At 64.8% G+C, this 17,888-nt stretch carries 12 protein-coding genes; 5 read left to right on the top strand and 7 right to left on the bottom strand.

Annotation, left to right across the window (positions count from 1 at the left end):
- Positions 1–9: 9 nt before the first annotated feature.
- The 3 genes from N4264_RS21840 to N4264_RS21830 all read right to left on the bottom strand — a co-directional run bounded on the left by N4264_RS21840 (position 10) and on the right by N4264_RS21830 (position 6,264).
- Entirely contained in the window at positions 10–1,731 is a 1,722-nt protein-coding gene (locus N4264_RS21840) for a tetratricopeptide repeat protein (RefSeq protein ID WP_261694330.1), read from the bottom strand.
- Positions 1,732–1,969: 238 nt separating this feature from the next.
- Positions 1,970–3,799: a translational GTPase TypA gene (gene typA / locus N4264_RS21835; RefSeq protein ID WP_261694329.1), complete on the bottom strand. Its 1,830-nt coding sequence runs from the start codon at positions 3,797–3,799 to the stop codon at positions 1,970–1,972.
- 188 nt (positions 3,800–3,987) lie between these two features.
- Positions 3,988–6,264: a pilin gene (locus tag N4264_RS21830; RefSeq protein WP_261694328.1), complete on the bottom strand. Its 2,277-nt coding sequence runs from the start codon at positions 6,262–6,264 to the stop codon at positions 3,988–3,990.
- Positions 6,265–6,812: 548 nt separating this feature from the next.
- Between N4264_RS21830 and N4264_RS21825 the strand changes: the two genes are divergently transcribed.
- Together N4264_RS21825 and N4264_RS21820 are read left to right on the top strand one after the other, a co-directional pair.
- Positions 6,813–9,260 (top strand): cytochrome c family protein, encoded by a 2,448-nt coding sequence (locus N4264_RS21825; RefSeq protein ID WP_261694327.1) that lies wholly within the window; start codon positions 6,813–6,815, stop codon positions 9,258–9,260.
- Positions 9,261–9,272: 12 nt separating this feature from the next.
- Entirely contained in the window at positions 9,273–11,165 is a 1,893-nt protein-coding gene (locus N4264_RS21820) for a GMC family oxidoreductase (protein ID WP_261694326.1), read from the top strand.
- 26 nt (positions 11,166–11,191) lie between these two features.
- Here the strand turns inward: N4264_RS21820 and N4264_RS21815 are convergent, their stop codons facing one another.
- On the bottom strand, positions 11,192–11,383 hold the full coding sequence (locus N4264_RS21815; protein WP_261694325.1) for a hypothetical protein: 192 nt from the start codon (positions 11,381–11,383) through the stop codon (positions 11,192–11,194).
- A gap of 212 nt (positions 11,384–11,595) precedes the next feature.
- Here N4264_RS21815 and N4264_RS21810 point away from each other — a divergent pair, with 212 nt between their 5' ends.
- The gene (locus N4264_RS21810) at positions 11,596–12,015 is read left to right on the top strand and encodes a styrene oxide isomerase (protein ID WP_261694324.1); all 420 of its coding nucleotides are present in this window, start codon (positions 11,596–11,598) and stop codon (positions 12,013–12,015) included.
- A gap of 99 nt (positions 12,016–12,114) precedes the next feature.
- Positions 12,115–12,666, top strand: coding sequence for a hypothetical protein (locus N4264_RS21805; RefSeq protein ID WP_261694323.1), 552 nt, complete (start codon positions 12,115–12,117; stop codon positions 12,664–12,666).
- A 14-nt stretch (positions 12,667–12,680) separates the two neighbouring features.
- Here the strand turns inward: N4264_RS21805 and N4264_RS21800 are convergent, their stop codons facing one another.
- Both N4264_RS21800 and N4264_RS21795 read right to left on the bottom strand, forming a co-directional pair.
- Entirely contained in the window at positions 12,681–13,895 is a 1,215-nt protein-coding gene (locus tag N4264_RS21800) for an SMP-30/gluconolactonase/LRE family protein (RefSeq protein ID WP_261694322.1), read from the bottom strand.
- Between the two features lie 72 nt (positions 13,896–13,967).
- A complete protein-coding gene (locus tag N4264_RS21795) occupies positions 13,968–16,898 on the bottom strand; it encodes a patatin-like phospholipase family protein (RefSeq protein WP_261694321.1) in 2,931 nt (976 codons plus the stop codon).
- A gap of 159 nt (positions 16,899–17,057) precedes the next feature.
- Here N4264_RS21795 and N4264_RS21790 point away from each other — a divergent pair, with 159 nt between their 5' ends.
- Positions 17,058–17,585: a peptidylprolyl isomerase gene (locus N4264_RS21790; RefSeq protein ID WP_261694320.1), complete on the top strand. Its 528-nt coding sequence runs from the start codon at positions 17,058–17,060 to the stop codon at positions 17,583–17,585.
- Positions 17,586–17,627: 42 nt separating this feature from the next.
- Here N4264_RS21790 and N4264_RS21785 read toward each other — a convergent pair whose 3' ends face one another.
- On the bottom strand, positions 17,628–17,879 hold the full coding sequence (locus N4264_RS21785) for a GlsB/YeaQ/YmgE family stress response membrane protein (RefSeq protein WP_343231972.1): 252 nt from the start codon (positions 17,877–17,879) through the stop codon (positions 17,628–17,630).
- Between the last annotated feature and the right edge of the window lie 9 nt (positions 17,880–17,888).

Genomic DNA, 17,888 nt, shown 5'->3' with positions numbered 1-17,888 from the left:
CTGCCGGCATTAGTCGCCGTCGCGGTCCGCCGCGAGTTCGACGAGCTTGGCCTTTACCTTGTCACCCAGCTGCCCGTAGTGCGCGCCCAGGAGTCCGCGCAGTTCGCTATCAGTGGCGTAGCCAATCGAGCGGCGGTAGTTGCGCTTGGCGTCCTGGCCCGCGCACCAGCGTTCCTCCACTCCTTCCAGGTCGGTGGCAAGCAGTGGCCGGGAATACGGGCGTTGCTGCTTATAGGCATCCACCCGCTCACGGTGTCGCGCGACGAGCGCCTGCACCGTCTGGTTGCGCGGAATACGCTCGATATCGATCGGACCGCCGTACGCGAAGGGCGAAATGCTCTCGTATTGCGTCGAGATATGCGTCCCGTCGTCAAAGTGCGAGACGCATTCGGTCATCCGGTGCACCTTCCATTTGCCCGTGACGAGCAGCAAGACGAACCCCACCAGGCCCGGCCACTTCGGTTTCAGCGCGAAGGTGGCGACCCCCACTTCACCCGTGGCATCGGCATACAGTCCCAGCAGCACGCGCTGGCCGAGCGTCTGCATCAGTCCCGTCGCCTCGGCGTCGCCGATATGGCGCATACCGATCGCCAGCAGCGCCTTCTTTTGCTGTGCGGCGTGGCTCCTCTGGTATCCGGGAAAGGATTTCGCATCGGCCTCCACCAACCCCGGCTGTGGCTCGTGCGCTACCCCGAGGATCTGCTCTGCGATGTTGGCGGCCATCAGGTCGTCGGGTGACTCGGGCATCCTCGCCGCGATCGCATCGCCCAGCGAGCGGCCCTTGCGGACGGCGCCGGCGGCGCCGAGCAGGGCGGTCGCCACCATGTCATCGACCTGGTTACGCTCGCCTTTTCCCACGACGTTCTCCAGCATGCGTGCCATCTGGTCACGCTCACCGGCGCCATTGCCTTCCGAGCGGGCGCGCATTTCCAGAATGAAGTCCCGCTGCGGTGAATCGGACGGCAGCAGAGCAAGCGCGTGGTCATACTGTGCCAGCGCCTCGTCAAAGCGTCCGAGATCGTGAAGGATGGAGGCAATCCGCACGTAGTAGCGGTGCGTACCGTCCAGCCGGGCGCAGTGCTCGAATTCGTGCAGCGCGGCTTCCAGTTCCCGCCGCAGATACTGCAGGCCGCTGAACGTGGTGACGCAGTCTTCCGGCGGCGTGCCTTCCGGGACCAGCAGTGCGCGCCCGCGGTGGACATTGGCGCGCGCATCGCGAAATTCGAGCCGTTCCGGCGCCAGCGTGATGGCGCGCTCAAGCAGGGCATCGGCCTTTGACGCCTGGCTGAGATCTTCCTCGTTCGCGCTGTGGCGAATCAGGTTCGACAGGGCGAAATAGGCCTCGGCAAAGTGAGGATCGCTGTCGATCGCGCGCCGCAATTGCGCGGTGTGACGCTGCACCCGTTGCGCGGCCTCCCGCTCACGGGCCTGCAGTTGCGCCGGCGTGAGGTGGTCTTCCTCATCTTCGTCGTCGACATCATCGCCCCAGTCCAGCTCCACCTGCTTGACCAGCGCCGCTGCGTGGTCCGGTTTGAGCGTCAGCACATCGGCCAGCGCCGCCAGTGCCTCGTGGCGGCTGTCGAGCTTTTCCAGGCAGTTGGCACGATACCAATGCAGCGACGCGACCTGTGGATGATCGACGATCACCGTGTCGATGTGTCCCAGTGCCTGGGCGTAGTTTCCGGCCTGCCATGCGGCCTTGAAGGATTCGAAATGCGGATGCTGTGCCATGTCCCCTGATCCCATCGGCAAACCCGGGCAACTATAGCCGGAGCGTGCTTTCCGGAGCCAATGGGCGCGGACGGGCGTGTCGTTGTACAGAGCGAGCGGGTAGTCCAGCGTGGACGGATGAACCCCTGTTTGTCGTTCCGATCTGCACGCCGCACGGCGACAGCGGTGACATTCGCAAACAACAAAAAAACCCCAGGACTCGCATCCTGGGGTTTTTCGTCAGAACCGATGTGCCGAATCAGGCCGCGCGCGAGTGCTTCTTGCGGTCGTTTTCGGTCAGGTGCTTCTTGCGCAGGCGGATGGCCAGCGGCGTCACTTCGACCAGTTCGTCGTCTTCGATGAATTCCAGCGCCTGTTCGAGCGTCATCTTGATCGGCGGGGTCAGGGCGAGGGCGTCGTCCTTGCCAGCGGCGCGGAAGTTGGTCAGCTGCTTGGCGCGCAGGGCGTTGACGGTGAGGTCGTTGTCCTTGGCGTGGATACCGACCAGCTGGCCTTCATAGACTTCTTCACCGGCTTCGATCAGCAGGCGGCCGCGTTCCTGCATCGCGAACTGGGCGTAGGCGGGCGACGGGCCGGTGCCGTTGGAGATCATCACGCCATTCGGTCGCGCGGCGATGGCGCCTTCGGACTTCGGGCCGTAGTGGTCGAACACATGGAACAGCAGGCCGGTGCCGGCCGTGATGGTGCGGAATTCCGTCTGGAAGCCGATCAGGCCGCGGGCCGGGATCAGGTATTCCATGCGGACACGGCCGCGACCATCCGGTTCGATGTTCTTCAGCTGCGCCTTGCGCTCGCCCAGGCGCTGCATCACGCCACCCTGGAACTGTTCTTCCAGGTCGACGACCAGCTGTTCGAACGGCTCCATCATCTGGCCGTCGATTTCCTTGATGATCACTTCCGGACGCGAAACGGCCAGTTCATAGCCCTCGCGGCGCATCGTCTCGATCAGGATGGACAAGTGCAATTCGCCGCGTCCGGAAACTTTGAATTTTTCCGCCTCGGCCGTGTCTTCCACCTTCAGCGCCACGTTGTGCAGCAATTCGCGGTGCAGGCGATCGCGGATCTGGCGGCTGGTGAGGAACTTGCCGCCGGAGTGTTCCTTCTTGCCGGCAAACGGCGAGTTGTTGACCTGGAACGTCATGCTGATGGTGGGCTCGTCCACGGTCAGCGCGGGAAGCGCCTCGACGGCGTCCGGCGCACAGACCGTGTCGGAGATGCCCAGTCCTTCGATACCGCTGATGGCGACGATATCGCCGGCCACGGCTTCGGCCACTTCGTGCCGCTCAAGGCCCATGAAGCCGAGCACCTGCAGGATACGACCTTGCTTCTTCTTGCCTTCGCGGTCGATCACGACCACGCTCTGGTTCGGCTTGACCTTGCCACGCTGGATGCGACCGATGCCGATCACGCCCACGTAGCTGTTGTAATCGAGCTGACTGATGCGCATCTGGAAGGAACCTTCCGGATCCACATCGGGGATTTTCACCTTGTCGACAATGGCCTGGAACAGCGGCGTCATGTCGCCTTCGCGGACCGATTCGTCCATGCCGGCGTAGCCCTGCAGGCCCGAGGCGTAGACAACCGGGAAGTCGAGCTGTTCGTCGGTCGCACCGAGACGGTCGAACAGGTCGAAGGTGGCGTTGAGGACGTAGTCCGGGCGGGCGCCCGGGCGGTCCACCTTGTTGATCACGACGATGGGCTTGAAGCCCATCTGGAACGCCTTCTGGGTAACGAAGCGCGTCTGCGGCATCGGGCCGTCGAAGGCGTCGACCAGCACCAGGACCGAGTCGACCATCGACAGCACGCGCTCGACTTCGCCACCGAAGTCCGCGTGGCCTGGGGTATCGACGATGTTGATGCGGTAGTCACCCCAGCGGATGGCCGTGTTCTTGGCCAGGATGGTGATGCCGCGTTCCTTTTCCAGGTCGTTGGAGTCCATCGCGCGATCGGCCAGTACGGCGCGGTCGGCCAGGGTGTTGGACTGCTTGAGCAACTGGTCGACGAGGGTCGTTTTGCCATGGTCGACGTGGGCGACGATGGCGATATTGCGGAGCTTTTCGATGGACATGGCGATGCGCCCCCGGTTTCCGGAGGGACTCTGGCTTTGGAAAAAGAGGGGCACAGTATAGCCGGTTATGCGGCGCAATGCCGCGACGCAGCACGCCATCGGCGATCCGGGTCGCCGGGCGCCCGGTCTGGGCCGCCAACCGGTATGGGCGGGTGCGCCGGGCCGGTGGCCCGGCCCGGCGCGGACGCTTACTTGCAGGAACCTGGCAGGTGCTTGGCCAGTACGGTGGTGACCGCCTCTGACGAGCTCAGCGGTTCGGCGGTGTCGGCGATGGCGCCGTCACCGCACTGCCAGACGATCTGGCCGTCCAGCAGGTACGGCCGCAGCACGAGGGCCTGGCCGGCGACGGATTTGTTGGCCTGGTCACCGAACTCCAGGACGATGGCGCCCTCGTCGATGTAGTAGCTGGACAGGTACTTGTCGGCGGTATCCAGCGTGAAGCCGCCGATTTCCGCATCGCCCGACGGCAGGGCGTTGTTGTCCTGGTAGTACTCGGCGATGGTGAGCTTGACCATGGCGGTTTCGGCCAGCACCGAGCTGACCTGCGCCCGGACGGTGTAGTCCTGGTACGCCGGGATGGCAATCGCGGACATGATGCCCAGGGCCGCCACGGTCGCCATGGATCCGCCGCCCGCGAACAGCACCTCGGCCGGGTTCTGCTCGTAGACCATGCTCAGTCCGAGGCGATCCTTGGTCATGTCCAGGGAAATGCCGATGGCGCCTTCGGCCGGCAGCTGCAGCGCCGCGGCGTTCGGCAGCGGGCTGAGGTCAACCGGGTGGCCGACGGCGTCGCCGAAGGTCTGCAGGCCGCGCAGATAGGCGTAGTAGATCTTGCGCTGCGCGTGGTGGGTGGTACCGGTGAGGCTGAACAGGGTCGTGGCCGGGTCCACCGACTGGTTCTGGCGCAGCCAGTCGCCGAGGTCGCGATCGGGCTTGCCGGCGTGGCGGTCCACCAGGGCCTGGGGCACTTCGCCGAACACGAGATAGTCGCCTTCCTCCACCCAGTACAGGTGCGTGCCGAAGCGTGAGTACAGCTTCAGCCAGGTATCGGCCGGGCCGGGCGTCGCCGGATCCTGGCTGATCGCCGCTGCCGCGGCAGCATCGTCACTGCCGCCGCCCGAGGCAGTGGCATCACTGGCCGTCGCGTCGGCGGGCTTGCCGAACTGGGAAAGATCCATGCCCGCAATCGACAGGTGGTGCACGGTCAGGCCACCGGTCTTGAGCGTTTCGTGCTTCCAGCCAAAGCGTGTGCCGAGCTGTTCGATGAGTTTGTAGAGCGCGGCTTTGTCGGTCGTGCGCACGGCGGAGTACAGGCCCGCCTTGTCTTCAAAGCCCACCATTTCCGTCGACAGCACGCCAAGGATGTCTTTCAGGTCCAGGCCGAGCTTGGCTTTCATCTCGGCCATGCTCTTCTTGAAGGCGTCGGCGCTACCGGCGCCGAAATCCTTGTCGAGGTTGGCTTCCAGCGCCGTGAGCTGCGCGGCCGTGGGCAGCGACACGGTGGCGGCCCAGGACGGAGTCCCGACGGTTTTCACGGCCGCCTTGAACTCGGTGGGGGCGAAATACGACAACAGCCGGGCTTCCGGCGCCTGTACCTGCAGCTGGAGGCGACCGCGCTGGCCGCTGGTGCCCCAGCCCATGGACACGCTCTGGCTGCGGTCCAGCGCATCCTTGACGATGCCGTCGGCGAGATCCTTGGGCAGCTGGCTGGCGGCCATGCCGGTCACGCCCTTGAGGCTCATCCAGACGAACAGGCCCTGGCCCGATGCGTCCGTTGCCTGCTCGGTCGCGGCCATCGCGTGCGCCGGGCGCGGCTGTTCGGTCTGCTTGACCAGGTTTTCCAGTGCCAGCGCGTTGGCCGTCATGCCATAGAGCGCGAAGAGGCGGCCGCTGGCCTTGTCAAAGCGCAGGAAGCCACCGCCGGTGAGTTCCGCCTTGCCTTCGTCATTGAACGGCGCCTTGAGCAGGGCCGCGCCGCCCAGTGCCGTCACGCGATCGTTGAGGTCCTTCACCTCGCGCAGCCGCAGCGGCAGCGCGACCAGGATGCTGCTGGCTGGATTGACGATGTCGCTGGTATCGACCACGGCCATTTCAACCGGGCCGGCCAGGTCGTCGAAGAAGAAGATCAGCGCCGGGGCGATGCCGCTGTCTGCCAGGAGCTTGTCCTTGCGGATGGCGTCGCGCAGGTCCTTGACGATCTTTGCGTGCGCCTCGCTGGCAAGGGCGGCGTCCAGGCCGCGCCCGTTCGGCGCTGATGCCAGGCCCCACGGAGAGGGCAGGCGGGCATAGGCGACGGTGTGGTCCGGCAGGTGCGAGCGCAGCCAGGCGGGCTGCGAGATGGCCTCGGCGGCGCGGCTGATATCCACGGCGCTGGACGCGGTCGGTGTCGATTGGCGATCACAGGCGGCTAGCAGAGTTGCAGCGGCAATGGCGCTGGCCAAGGCCAGGCGGCGGGGGAAGGTCATCGGGGTCTCCTTGAGCGATCAAATCCAGAAAGAACGGGAGACAGCGCGGGAATTCCCAGCCGGCCGCGCGTACCCCCGTAGGCAACCAGGCCACCAATGCTAACGGATCCGTGCGCCGGCGAACCGTGGCATGCCTGCACGCGCGGGTGTCGACTGCGACACGGACTGCGGCGCCGTTCTCGCTGGTGAGAGGTTCGTCCCGTCCGCGACAGCGGTCGATGGGTGCTTCGCGCGCCGGGTACGGAGCGCGGAAACCCGTCCGTCCGGGCATTGAGGAAAAGTCATCATTATCAATGGCAAACACGATACAGTTGCCAAGGTATACGTTGGTCGATATGGTGGTCTTGCGCGCCCCGCGCTGAGCGGGCGATGTCGGTGCGGTATTCGGGGAAGCGGGCGAGAGCGATGTGAACGGTGCATCTGATGCGCCGCGCGTCGTCTCTTGCGAAGGTCGACAGTCACTAGAGGCATGGCGCGACGACGCATCGGCAGCTCCGGTCGGCGTGCTGCGCCGGCGAAAGCCAGCACGGCCGGGGAGGCACGTAGTCATGAATGCAGTCGCATCACGAATCACGGGGTTGGTCGCGTGGCTGGCGGCTGTTGCGCTGGCCGGCTGTTCCGAGAAACCGCCCGAGCCTGGCACGGTGCTCGACGAAGCCAAGCAGGTCGGCCTGACGGTGAAGAACTTCCCCGCGGCTGACGAGGACTACTTCCGTGATATGGACGGCGGCGTCACGCTGACGACGGAGGAAGTCCAGGGACGCAACACCTGGATCGTCTGGACCGCCGGCAATGATCGCTTCTGGGACCAGATCTCGAAGAACAGCGTGGGTACGCTGGATTTCCTCAAGACGATCTCCTCCCATCCAGGCCTGAAGTTCAATCGCGACAACCGCTGGAACTACCTGGGCCTGGTCAACGAGCCCTGCTTTGAAAAAGCCACCGGTCCGGATCCGCAGCGCTTCGGCCTGTGGCTGGACAAACGCCGGGCCGACTGTCCGCCCGATCCTTTTGAGAACGAAAAGAAGTACCCGGGCGTGAAGCTCGGCGCGCGCGGCAAGAACATGCCGGTCGGTTCGTTCTACGGATGGCCCACGGGTATCGTGGGGCTGCGGCTGTTCCCGAATCCGGAATTCGACGAGGCGGCTGCCAAAGCCTGGGACGCAAAGCGTTTCTACGAAGACCCGGACTACTACCTGTCCAAATCGCTGGTCAAGCCCTACCGCGTCGGCATGTCCTGCGGCTTCTGCCATGTCGGGCCCAGCCCGACCAACCCGCCGGCTGATCCGGAAAATCCCAAATGGGAAAACCTCACCTCGAACGTGGGGGCGCAGTATTTCTGGGTGGATCGCATCTTCGCGTGGGAAGCCGACACGTCCAGCTTCCCGTTCCAGTTGTTTCACTCGGCGCGTCCGGGTGCGCTCGACACTTCGCTGGTCTCCACCGACTACATCAACAATCCGCGCACGATGAACGCGGTCTATGGCCTTGGATCGCGGCTGGACATCGCCAAGCGCTGGGGCAAGGAAACGCTGGCCGGCGGTTCGCTCAACAATGCCCAGTTCAACGACTACGTCAAGGAAGGGCCGCTGACCGAATTCTTCGTCAAGCCCGACACCGTCTTTTCGCCGCGGGTACTCAAGGATGGTGCCGACTCCGTGGGCGCCCTCGGTGCACTCAACCGTGTGTTCCTCAATATCGGATTGTTCAGCGAGGAATGGCTGCTGCATTTCAATGCGCTGACCGGCGGCAAGCCGACGACGCCGATCGAGATTGCGGTGGCACGCAAGAACTCCGTCTACTGGCAGGCGACCGAATCGCAGACACCGAACCTGGCCCTGTTTTTCCTGAAGACAACGGATGCGCACAAGCTCAAGGATGCGCCCGGTGGTGCTGCCTACCTGACGGCCACACCCGAACAGCTCACGCGCGGCAAGGAAGTGTTCGCCGAGCGTTGCGCCCGTTGCCACTCCAGCAAAGTGCCCAGTCCAGCGCCGGGTGTTGACCCGGGCGGTTGTTCCGGTTCGGGTTACGCCAAGTGCTGGGCCGACTACTGGGCCTGGACCAAGACCGACACCTTCAAGCAGCAGATGCGGGACATCGTGCTCGCGGACGATTTCCTCGACGGCAACTACCTGTCAACGGAACTGCGCGTGCCGGTGACGCTGCTGGAGACCAACGCCTGCAGCCCGTTGGCCAGCAATGCCATCGGCGGCAGCATCTGGGACAACTTCAGCTCGCAGACCTACAAGGATCTCCCCTCGGTCGGTTCCGTCACCGTCTACCATCCGTATACCGGTGAGCCGCGCGCGTTCAAGATGCCGGCGGGCGGTCGCGGCTATACGCGCCCGGCGTCGCTGATCAGCCTGTGGTCCACGGCGCCGTTCCTGCTCAACAACACTGTGGGTGATTTCGACCCCAGCCCGTCGGTCGAAGCGCGCATGCGCAGTTTCCAGAGCTCGATCGAGCAGATGCTATGGCCGGAGAAACGCACCAAGGATCTGCTCCTTGGCGAGAAAATCCCGGGACTGATGGACCGTACCACGACAACCAGCTACCTGCGGGTTCCCGCCGGCTACCTGCCCGACTTCCTGCGCCCGCTGATGGGGCCGCTGGACCGCTATCTGCCGTGGCTGTTCGGTGACGGCGGCATTCAGCTGGGGCCGATTCCGGCTGGCACGCCAGTATCGCTGCTATCGAATCTGCAGCTGGTGGCGGAAAGCCGCGAACCGGTGGAGCGGGCCACACACGGGGTGAAGGTGCTCAAGCTCCTGCTCAAGATCAAGAAAGATCTCAAGGCGCTGCCGCGCAATGCCAGTGACGACGATGCCAAGCGCGTCTTCGCCAATCTGGTCGATCCGCTCATGGAACTGAGCGCCTGTCCCGACTACATCGTCAATCGTGGCCACTACTTCGGCACCGACAAGTTCGCCGAAGAACCCGGCCTTTCGGATGACGACAAACGCGCACTGATCGAATTTGTGAAGACCTTCTAGGCGCCGGCTCCCATGAACGAACGTCACGCAGATTGCGATTACATCGTCGTGGGCTCGGGGGCCGGAGGCGGCACGGTAGCGGCGCGCCTCGCCGAGGAAGGGTTCCGCGTCATCCTGCTTGAAGCCGGCGGCGATCCGCGTCGGCTGCACGGAGGCGACGCCATCGACCCGACGGGCAACCGCCTGCCCGACGACTACGACGTGCCCGTGTTCCACGCCATCTCGACCGAAAACAACGCGATGAAGTGGGACTACTACGTGCGCCACTACGCGGATGACGCGCAGCAGCGACGCGATCCGAAGTTTGTCGAGACGGTGGACGGCACCAAGGTCGACGGCATTTTCTATCCGCGTGCCGGCACCCTGGGCGGGTGCACGGCGCACAACGCCATGATCATGGTGTATCCGCACAACGAAGACTGGGACGGCATCGCGCAGCTGACGGGCGATTCCAGCTGGAGCTCCCAGTGCATGCGGCAGTACTTCCAGAAGCTGGAGAACTGCCACCATCGGCCGCTATACCGCTGGTTGAAGAAGCTCCTGGGAGTCAATCCCACCAGGCACGGCTTTGACGGCTGGTTGCAGACTGAGGTCGCCATTCCCAAGGCGGCGCTGGAAGACGAAGACCTCGACAAGGTCATCGCCGAGTCGGCCGTGACGGCCTTCCGCACCAGCGGGAACGAGATCGAACGCCTGGGCGCATTCATCCAGAGCAAGGGTGACCCGAACGACTGGCGGCTGGTGGTCGGTAACGCCGAGGGCGTTCGCTATACGCCGCTGGCCACACGCGGCCACCAGCGCATGGGCACGCGCGAGCGCGTGCTCGACGTCGCGCAGCGCCACCCGGATCGCCTTCGGATCGAACTCGACGCCCTGGCCACGCGTGTCCTGTTCGACGGCGAGCAGGCCATTGGCGTTGAATACCTCAAGGGTGAGCGCCTCTACCGCGCCCACGGTGGCAATGCCGGCGGCGCCGGTGAGATGCGTCAGATTTTCGCCGCGCGGGAAGTCATTCTCTGCGGCGGCGCGTTCAATACGCCGCAGCTGCTGATGCTGTCGGGCATTGGCCCTGCGGACGAGTTGCAGAAGCATGGCATTCCTGTCCGTGTCGATCTTCCTGGTGTCGGCCGGAATCTGCAGGACCGCTACGAGGTCGGCGTTGTCAATCGCATGAATTTCGACCACTGGTGGGCGCTGGAGGGCGCGAAGTTTGCCAAGGGCGACCCTCAGTACCAGCAGTGGGAGAAGGACCGTTCCGGCGTCTACACCACCAATGGCGCTGTATTGGCACTGATCAAGCGGTCCTACCCGGATCGTCCGCTGCCGGATCTGTTCTGCTTTGGTCTGCTCGGGCTCTTCCGCGGCTACTTTCCGGGCTATTCCAAGCTGTTCCCCGAGCATCTGAATTACCTGACCTGGTGCATCCTCAAGGCGCACACCAATAATCGCGGCGGGCGAATCACGCTGCGCACCACCGACCCGCGCGACCCACCGGATATCAACTTCCACTACTTCGAGGAAGGGACCGACGCCACCGGCGAAGACCTCGAATCGGTGGTGGCCGGCATCAAGTTCGTTCGTACCCTGACCAAGCCGCTGAAAACCCGCGGCCTGATTGCGGAGGAGGAACTACCCGGTGAAGCCGTTCAGACCGACAATGATCTGCGCGACTTCGTCCGCAACCAGTCCTGGGGCCATCACGCCTCGTGCACCTGCGCCATCGGCCCCCGCGAGCAGGGCGGTGTGCTCGACAGTCGTTTCCGGGTCTACGGCGTAAAAGGGCTGCGCGTGGCGGATGCCTCCGTATTTCCGCGCATTCCCGGATTTTTCATCGTCAGCGCCGTGTACATGATTGGCGAGAAGGCCGCGGATGTGATTGCGACGGATGCGCGGGCGGGGCGGTGACGCGGGGCCTGATGCTGCCTTGGGCATTACCGGGCGAGGGGAGTGCGCAGCCGTTCCAGTTCCGCATGGGAGCGCAGCATACAGGCCAGCTGATGGGCGACGGTCGCATCCTGCTCAGCGCATCGGGCCAGGAATACATCGCGTGCCGCGTCGTCCAATTCCAGGGCGTGGTCGAACCACGTCCGCAGGCGGGCAAAGGACTCGTCCGTAACGGTCACGTCATGCAACTCCGTTGTTCTGGCGGCCACAGTAATAGGCTGCGTAAGGGGTGTATCGCTCGCCCGATGTATTCGGAATGGGGGCAGGAAAGTGATCACTCCGTAGCAACGCCGAACTGGCGCTCGCGAGTAGCGCTGCGCGCCCGGACTTGGCGGGCGCCGGTTGGAACGGTAGCTTGCGGGGAACCCGGCTTCCACATGACGGCAGTCCCATGAATGACGAGCGTCGGCGTCTGCTCTGGCACGGTATGCTGCTGTTCTTCCTGGGCCAGGTGACGGGATTGTTCCAGGCGAACCTGGTCAATCCGCGCATGGGTCTGTCGGCGCACCTGGAAGGGATATTGAATGGCCTGTTCCTGCTCGCCGTGGGCCTGGTGTGGGAGGATGTCCGGTTGCCCCGGCGTTGGAAAACGCTCGCCCGCTGGCTCGTGGTGTATGGCGCCTACGCCAATTGGCTGGTGACGTTGGTGGCGGCTGTCTTCGGGACTGGCTCGATGACGCCACTCGCCGCGGCGGGGCGACAGGCGTTGCCTTGGCAAGAGATCGCGGTCACGGTGGGCTTCGTCAGTGTCGGTATTGCGATGCTTGGCGCAGTGGGGTTGCTGCTTGCCGGGTTGCGTCGGCGGCGGTGACGAGTCAACGAACGGGACCAGCGTGTTCAGCGGGTGCGGATGGCGCGCAGCGAAGGGGCGTGATGATGTATTTTCCTTTCCGTTGCGATCATCCTGGCGATGTCCGGCGCGATGGGGCCCGCCACGGTCCAGGCGTTCGAGGCGCGTGGCAGCGAGGTGGTCGTGTCATCGGATGATCCTGTCGACGCGACGGCCTTTCGCGATGCCTTGGCCGCCGCTGTTGCGACCGCCGACTACCTGGAGCTGACTGAACATGCCAACATGTTCGATCTCGATCCCATGAGCCGGCTTGAGGGGGTAGATCCGCCGGTATATGCCGTGCGTCGATTCACGGGCGCGCACCGCGACGCGTTCCTGGCGAACGTGCGGCAATTGCCAGAGGAGGGTGGTGCGGAGCCGATGTGCCTGTTTTCACCGCATCACACCCTGGATTTCTTCGAGGGCGGGCGGCGGGTCAGCGCCATGGAGATATGCTTCTCGTGCGCGCAACTACGTTGGAGTGCCAACGGCTCGCGCCGTCCCGACGGGCTGGTCGCATTGCTGCGTGAGCTGACCGAAGCGAATGGCCTCTCCGTGGCCCGCGACTGGAGGAAAGCTGCCGCAAGGCGCCTGCCTATGGACAAGCCGAAGATGGAACTGGCGCCTCGCTGAATCGCGTGCGGCACCTATTCCAACGCAATCCGCCGCAGCACGATAGGATGGATCGCGAGCCCCGTGCGCAGACGATCTTCCGCGTCGTTCCATTTCCAGATCTGGCTATTGGCGATGTACACGAATCCACCGGGCACGAAGGCGCCGGTAGTGGGTTCGTCCATGTCATCGGCGCCGGCGTCGAGTGTCTGCACGTTGCTCAGCGCGTTGCCGGCGGCATCCAGCTGTGCACGCCAGATGCGTCCGGCACCGATGCCATTCTGCACCGACAGCATGCGGTCGCCATCCAGGTACAAGCCGTCGCCGCCGCCGACGAATTCGCCCGCGGGTGTCGCCAGCAGGCGTGTGCTGGCGTCGCCCGTGTCGATGCGGCGGATGCCGTTGTAGACGGCAACATACACGGCCCTTCTTGTCGCATCGCACGCAATACCGTTGGCGGCAATCGGGTTGCCGGCCTGCTCCCAGGGTGTCAGGTTCTCCAGAGCCGGGTCGGCCCTGAAGAGACGGCTTTGCTCGCTGTCGGTCGCGTACAGACTGCCGTCCGGCATGAGGCACAGGTCATTGAGCACCATGCCCTCCGGCGCCGGTGTGCGCGACAGCGCTTTTCCGTCACTCAGTCGAAGCCGGATGACGAAGGGACGTTCGCCAGACGCGCGTTGAGCCGCCTTGGGATTGACCGCGGCCAGCACGGATTCCCCATCCGGATGGATGGCCATGCCGAGGACGTAGTGCGAGCCTGCGGCTGACCACAGCCGCCGGGTTTTTCCACGCGCGTCGACGGAGAGGATCTGCGCGGTGGTGAAGCTGCCGAGAAGGATGCGCTGGCGCTTTGCGTCGTAGGCTGTGCCTTCGGCCAGGAAATCCGGTGCCTTCACGAGCTGGTGGCGCTGTCCCGATGAGCGACGGACGAATTGCCGGTGCAGTCGGCCGGCAGCGTCGTCATAGCCGGGTTTTCCGGCAAGCGTGTCGAAATCGTGTGGATTGATGCCGAGCGTCCAGCCGGATTCACCGAGCTTGGCCAGCCATTGGACGGACTGCTCTGTCAGACCGTCATCGGCGGCAAACCGGGCGAGAAAATACGCAAGGTCATGCGAATGCGGCTGTTCGGCGTAGCGCTGCGTCAGGCCGGCAATGGCCGCCGCATTGGGCGTGGCGGGCGCTTCCTCGGCGTGCATGACGGGGGCGGCCAGCATCAGCAGCAACAACAGGCGTGCAGTCACGGCAGGCAACGGTCTCTCCTTTCCAGTCAGTCGGCGGTGGTACGCCGCCGGTCCTGGAATGGTAACCGCGGTGGGCTCCTGTCATCCGACCGGGGGCACCTTTGCGGCCACGGGCTCGCTCGGCTGCGGTGGCTCCGGTGTGAGCTTGACGTGCCCGGACAGCCATTCCAGGAAGTCGCCGAGTAGCTTTACTTCTTCGTCGCGGCCAATTGTCTCCACCTTGCCCTTGGCGTGTTCCTGGGCCTGGTCGACGTACTGCGTGGCCAGCTCAATCAGCGCGGCAAGGTCCTTGACGTCTTTGCCTTGCCCGATCTCCGCGACCGCGTGCATGCCAAGCGCACGGTAGCTTTCAAACTGCGATTCGCTGAACCACTGGTCCGCGGTCGATTCGTGTGGGAACAGCGCCACGGACTCGGCGTAGCTGTAGACGTCGTAGGGAATCGGCCGACCACCGGCGCGCAAGGTAGGCTTGAGGTAAATGAGGATGCCATCGGGGACGTCGGCGCCGTCGACGACGCTGTAGCGGATTCTGGCGGTCGCGCAGTAGAGACCGCCCATCGCCCCGCTGCGGGGAAGGATCTTGATCGCCTGGTCAAATTCGATCGGCACGCCGAAATCGATGCGGATCTTGCGGATGGCGTTACCCAGGTCGCCAAAACCAAACGTGGGATCCTGGCCGGCGTCGCTACAAACAACGTAGCGGCAGCGCCGCAGTACGACCTCGTAGAGACCGAGATTGTCAAAGTGGCCGCCGTCGGAAAGGTTGACATAGCTGCTCTTGGACGTCGTCAGCCCGAACAGTTCGGCGAGCAGGGGAAATGGCGCAAAACGCGGCCCGGGCAGGCGGTAGGTTTTCTCGCCGTGCTGGTTGGTATTGCCCAGCCAGGCGCCCAGCCGCACGTTGAACAGGGCGAGCAGGAAGCCCACCGTCGGTGAGGAACTCGATCCCATGCTGGGATTGGCGGCGGCGCCGGAGATCGAAACGGCCGTGCCGAGCGAGACGCCCTCGCGGCCGCCGTATTCGCTGGAAGGCCGGTAGCCTTCGTGGAAATTGCCGCAGTACAGCGGCGTCATGGAGAACGACTCGGCCTTGCGCTGTTGCCAGGCCAGTTTGTCGCCGGACTTGACCAGGTTCAGGGTGGTGTTGATCAGTGGCATGGGCCGGAAAGACGGCGATGCCGACAGCTCGTGCAGGCGCAAATCGTCGCTGGTGCAAAAGCCCGTGAAGGGGTCGGGCTTGCGCGCCGCATTCGAGGCTCCCAGGTAGGCGCGGACGAGGCGGTTGCGGTACAGGCCGTGCAGCGAAAACCGGTTTACGTTGACCACGCGCCCCATGATCAGCACGACGGCTGCGAGCAGGAGCGGGACTGTCAGGAAGCGCAGCGCATAGGTCATCGGCAGGACTTTCTCCTCCCGGTGCAGGTCGCGCGGCATGGCCAGGAGGTCCTGGGTTCCGACCAGCAGTGCGCCCAGCTCCGCGGTGCCGCGCGAGATCACGATGAAGACACAGACGACGAACAAGGGCGCGGCGATGGCGAACAGCCAGTCCTTGATGCTGCGCTTGCCCTTGGGGGCATCCGTGTGCGCGTCCGAGCCGGCGCGCTGCTGCAGCAGCGCAGCGGCAAGGCCCGAGGCGCCGCCCATCAGGGCTGTTGCGTGCGTGGCATAGCGTTGTTCCAGCAGTTCCAGCGCGTGCCCGCCGAGCAGGCACAGGGCGCTGGCGACGGCCCAGGACACGGCAATCAGCAGGATCCAGCCCGACAGGCGCGCCCACCATTCGCGGTCAGCGTCGTCGCTGGCGTCCAGGCGGGGGGCGCCGCGTACGCTTTCGCTCAGGCTGGCGAAGGCGACGAAAAGCATCCGTGACAGCAAATAGACACCCAGCAGCGAGGGCATCGCCAGGATCACGAAGAAGGCCGGGTACTTGTAGAAGAACGGCAGCAGCACATGTGCTGCGATGACCAGCAATCCGGCGGCGATCACGCCCGATACGACGAGGGCGGTCAGCTCGATCAGCGGCGAGACGCTCTTGCGACCGTTGCGCCTGGCCAGCGCGAGCAGGTGGACTTCCGAGGCCAGCCAACCGGCAAAGGGAATCCCTACGCACCACAGCAGGGAAAAAGTCCATAAATTGACATTGTCGATCGGCGTGGCGACCGGATTTTCGCTGTGCCAGGGCAGGTCCAGGCCCAGCACCGCCGTGGATAGCAGGGACGCCGCCGCTGCTGTCGGTATCACGCAGAGGGCCACATAGGTCGATGGGCGCGTTTCCAGCGTGGAGAATCGTCGCAACCAGTGCGTGGCAATGCTGGCGAACAGGGCCACGCCGACGGCCAGCCCCAGCAGCGGACGACCGATCCGGTCGTCGAATTCGTGGTTGAGCACGACCAGGAGGACGAACTGCGGCGCGGTGGTGAGGATTGCCAGGATAGGCAGCACGACCAGCCAGTTGAGCACCAGGTTGCGGATGACGAGGGCGGCGGCCGTCCAGGTATCGGGCGAGGCGATGCCCAGCCGCGGCGTCAGGTAGTTGCTGTATTCGCGCAGCCGGTCGACCGCATTGGGTTCGGGCGCCAGCGGATTGCGCGGCTTGTGGTAGGAACCCAGTTGCTCCTCGACGGCGCTGGCGCCCTCCCGGTGCATCCAGGCGCGCAGCCAGCTGGCGATGTAGCCACCGCCGGAAACGCTGGAAAGATAGTCAAACTGGTTCAGCAGACCCAGGCGGGCCAGCCCCTGGATCACGCCGAGATTGAAGGTGGCGCTGCGGATGCCGCCGCCGGAGAAGCACAGCGCGGACAGTCCGCGCCGTTGTTCGGACGGCAGCGCGGTATTGGTATCCAGCGTGCCGATCGCCCGGTAGATCTCGCGCAGGTTGTCGGCGCGTTCGCCCTTGTCGCCGTCCTGGGGTGTCGGGCGGAAGTGTGCCAGTGCCGCGGGGCGCAGGCGATGAAGCTCCGCACGCAGGACTTCATTGACGCTGGCCGGTTGCCCGCCCGTCTCGCTCGCACTCATGGTCCGCCCCCGGCCGTCGTGACGGAAGGCATCTTAGTGGAGCTTTGTATTTCTCTCAAATCGCGAGCGGCGCCGCTCTGCCGGATCCGCCTGCCGCAGCGCAGGTGAGCGTGGCGGGCCTGGTCCGGTATCATGCGGCCCCCAAGCCTGGAGAGCCCCATGAGCAATGACCTGATCGCCACCATCGCCACCGGTCGCGGCAATATCCGTATCCGCCTGTTCGCCGACAAGGCGCCGGTCACCGTCGCCAACTTCGTGAACCTGGCGCAGCGCGGCTACTACGACGACCTCAATTTCCACCGCGTCATCCCTGATTTCATGATCCAGGGCGGTTGCCCTCACGGCAGCGGCACGGGCGGCCCGGGCTACCGTTTCGAGGACGAGTGCCGTGCAGACCTCAAGCACAACAAGCCGGGCATCCTGTCGATGGCCAATGCCGGCCCCGGCACCAACGGCAGCCAGTTCTTCGTCACCCATGTGGCCACCCCGTGGCTTGACGGCAAGCACACCGTCTTCGGCGAGGTGATCTCGGCCGATGACCAGAAGGTGGTCGACAGCGTCCGCGGCGGCGACAAGATCGGCTCGATCCGGATCGAAGGCGATGCGTCCGCCCTCCTGGCCGGCCAGAAGGCGCGTGTCGACCAGTGGAACGCCACCCTGGATGCCAGCGGCTTCAAGGCCAAGTAAGACGTTCCCGGGCCGCCCCGATCAGGGCGGCCCGGGCGAGGCTCACCCTTCCTTCTTCGCGAAGGCGCGGTACAGGCCCAGCAGCAGCATGGCGCCGATGACCGAGAAGAGGAAGCCGGCGGCCTGTCCCGGGCGGTAGAGCCCGATGGCCTGGCCCAGCCAGGTCGCCGTGAGTGATCCGGCGACGCCCAGCAGGCCGGTGATGATGAATCCGCCCGGATCTTTCCCCGGCATCAGCCACTTGGCAATGACGCCGATGACCAGGCCCACGATAAACGCCCACAACCAGCCCATGGTCCGCTC

The sequence above is a fragment of the Tahibacter amnicola genome, from assembly GCF_025398735.1.
GTDB classification, from domain to species: domain Bacteria; phylum Pseudomonadota; class Gammaproteobacteria; order Xanthomonadales; family Rhodanobacteraceae; genus Tahibacter; species Tahibacter amnicola.
Note: the sequence above shows the minus strand (reverse complement) of the source record. Positions and strands in the feature narration are given on the sequence as shown.